We start from the raw sequence: 2,955 nt of genomic DNA on the forward strand, positions 1-2,955 counted from the left end.
GATAAATAATGGCTATTTTGCACTGAAATCACCTTAACCAAGCGCAAATGGCGGCTAATACATTGAGTAGAAACAGGATAAAGGCTTTTATTCAGAGGTTCCCTAGTTTTAAGATAAATTAGAAGATGGGAGTATTTATATGACATTTTATCAGGAGTTGCAGTTAAATCAGGCAGGTTCTAAAAACCTGTTGAAAAAGAGTGAAACACTTAAAGAAAAACTATATCATATGTGGGTATATCTGGTGAAGATAGCTGCTACAATGGCATTTTGTTTTTTCTTTGTTAGTATTTTCAGCATCCTATTTGGAAATGAGAACAGCATTGTAGGTGTAGTAGTCTTATTATGTCTCATGGTGTTTAGGAATGCGGATCTGGGGATCCACACCGGACAATCTACGATGCTTTTGGCTTTGTTCTTTGTAATTATGACTGTATGTCCGCATTTAGCAAATCAGTTTTCACCGGTATTGGGAATGCTGTTAAATATTGCGGCACTGGCTGTGTTGATTCTGTTCGGATGCCATAATCCATCCATGTTTAATCAATCTACATTGGTTCTTGGGTATCTGCTGCTATATGGTTATGATGTTACGGGAAAAAGCTATCAGATGCGATTAGTCGGAATGGCTTTAGGTGCAGCACTTACCTGCTTCGTATTTTATCGAAATCATAAAAACAGAACTTATAAAAGAAATCTGAAAGATCTGATACAAGAATTTGATATCACTTCTTCCAGAACAAAATGGCAGATATGTCAGATTTTATGCGTACCGATTGTCCTTTGCATTGCAGAACTTTGTAATATGCCACGTGCAATGTGGGCTGGTATTGCGGCCATGTCCGTGATTTTGCCGTCTATGGAAGATATGCACTACAGAGTCCGTAAAAGGATTGTCGGAAATATTGCAGGTGTTATATGTTTTACAGTATTATATTTTCTGCTTCCTTCGTCAATCTATGCATATATAGGAATTCTTGGTGGAATCGGTGTAGGATTTTCAGCACAATATGGCTGGCAGGCAGTATTTAACACATTTGGTGCTTTAGCCATTGCTGCAGAGACATATGGACTACAAGGAGCGGTTAGTCTTAGAGTGAGTCAAAATGTTTTTGGTGTTGTGTTTGCTTTAGCATTTTGTGTTATATTTTATTGGTTTATGCCTAAAAAAAAGGAAAGTGAGGTGACCGTACATGCAGAGTGAAGTGAATCAGAAAGAAAATTTGAATAGAATTATTACGGTTCCTAATCTTCTTTCTTTTTTCGGCTTTGTCTGATTCCGGTAATTATATGGAGTTATTGTGTAAAGAAAAATCCTCGAATGAATGCAGGGAAGTGATCGAAAAGTACCGCACAGGACGGAGTGCATATTTATGGCTCGGACAGTTGTTTATGAGATTGTTTGCAGGACTATTATAGCAGAAAGAAGAGGTGTTCGATATGTGTACAGCAGCAACTTACAAAACAAAAGATTTTTATATGGGCAGAACGCTTGATTATGAATTTTCCTATGGGGAACAGATCACGATAACGCCAAGAAATTACGAATTTGATTTCCGGTTTGCCGGGAAGATAAAAAGCCATTATGCTTTGATCGGAATGGCATTTGTTGCAGGAGGTTATCCGCTTTATTATGATGCTGTTAATGAAAAAGGCCTTGGAATGGCAGGTCTTAATTTTGTCGGCAATGCGGCATATGAAGAAGCTTTGCCGGAAGATGAAACAGAAGTCAGCCAGGTGGCACAGTTCGAGTTCATCCCATGGATCCTTACACAGTGTGCTACTGTAGCAGAGGCGAGAGAGAAGCTGGCAGCAATGAGACTGACAGGCACAGCATTCAGTGAACAGCTGCCGACAGCACAGCTTCACTGGATCATTGCAGACAAAGACTCCTGTATCGTTGTTGAGTCTATGAAAGATGGGCTGCATGTATATGATAATCCGGTAGGAGTGCTTACCAATAATCCACCATTCCCGAGTCAGATGTTTGCACTGAATAATTATGCCGGAGTATCCAGAAAACAGCCGGAGAGTACTTTTGCAGGAGTATTACAGCTTGATGCATATAGCAGAGGAATGGGTGGAATGGGAATACCTGGAGATCTTTCCAGCCAGTCAAGATTTGTGAAAGTTGCCTTTACAAAATTAAATTCGATCTCCGGTGAAGAAGAGGATGAGAGTGTAAGCCAGTTTTTCCATATCTTAGGATCCGTAGATCAGCAGCGTGGATGCTGTGAGGTGACAGAAGGCAAATATGAGATCACGATATACACGTCCTGTTGTAATACAGCAAAAGGTATTTATTATTATACGACTTATGATAATCATCAGATCACAGCGGTTGACATGCATGCGGAAAATCTGGATTCAGATCAGCTGATCTGTTATCCGCTTCTGTCCAAGGGCGAAGTCAGATGGCAGAATAAATAATACGAAAATGCACGGAGAAAGCATAACGCAGAACAACAGGAGGACAATATCGAGATTGTATGGAATGCAGATGTTAGGTTGATAATTGTGCAAGCACCGCCTGCACAATTTGTGCAACAAAAAAGAGGAGCCAGTCCAGACTCCTCAAAGGTACGTTATTTCAAAAAGTTGCTCTTGTGTTCCAGCGCGTGCAGATTATAGCCAAGTGTAGCCAGGTGCGCTACCTTCAGCGCAACCAGATTGATGTCGGTGGACATCGCACTGGCGATCTGCTCGGCTGTGTATCCATATTCATAGATGTAGCGAAGGACTTCATCGCTGTCCATCAGGATTTCTGCTGCTACGATGTTGGCTTCATATTCCGGTTTGGATTTCATGTCGTAGAGCATGAACTCATGAATCGGGGTGGTTTTCGAGACCATCCCACATTTTGTGTAAACCTCCAAGGTGGTGTATAATAGAAGCACCACAGTGGAGGTTTTATTATGGCAAGAAAGAAACGCACACCGGAAGAAAATGCCCGCA

3 protein-coding genes and 1 pseudogene are annotated in these 2,955 nt (G+C 41.0%); 3 read left to right on the forward strand and 1 reads right to left on the reverse strand.

What is annotated here, in order from left to right:
- Window positions 1–139: 139 nt before the first annotated feature.
- From ACTNBK_RS16810 to bsh, 3 genes and pseudogenes are all read left to right on the forward strand, one after another.
- Window positions 140–1,204, forward strand: coding sequence for an FUSC family protein (locus ACTNBK_RS16810; RefSeq protein ID WP_005946426.1), 1,065 nt, complete (start codon window positions 140–142; stop codon window positions 1,202–1,204).
- Window positions 1,194–1,318, forward strand: a pseudogene (locus ACTNBK_RS16815) (CDP-alcohol phosphatidyltransferase family protein); the annotation flags it as partial. The gene ACTNBK_RS16810 and the pseudogene ACTNBK_RS16815, both read left to right, overlap by 11 nt.
- Before the next feature lie 122 nt (window positions 1,319–1,440).
- A complete protein-coding gene (bsh, locus tag ACTNBK_RS16820; protein WP_009295645.1) occupies window positions 1,441–2,430 on the forward strand; it encodes a choloylglycine hydrolase in 990 nt (329 codons plus the stop codon).
- A gap of 155 nt (window positions 2,431–2,585) precedes the next feature.
- On the opposite strand, the gene ACTNBK_RS16825 is transcribed toward bsh, so the two are convergent.
- The coding region (locus ACTNBK_RS16825; protein WP_441147816.1) for an ImmA/IrrE family metallo-endopeptidase at window positions 2,586–2,955 on the reverse strand (370 nt) is incomplete at its 5' end.

Origin of the sequence: Intestinimonas sp. HCP28S3_D6, assembly GCF_052065695.1 — a bacterium.
Taxonomy (GTDB): Bacteria; Bacillota; Clostridia; order Oscillospirales; family Oscillospiraceae; genus Intestinimonas.

What these genes read in the sequence shown, in the direction of transcription:
- bsh (WP_009295645.1), top strand. Translation starts at nt 1,441, where the DNA reads ATGTGTACAGCAGCAACTTACAAAACAAAAGATTTTTATATGGGCAGA.
- ACTNBK_RS16810 (WP_005946426.1), top strand. Translation starts at nt 140, where the DNA reads ATGACATTTTATCAGGAGTTGCAGTTAAATCAGGCAGGTTCTAAAAAC.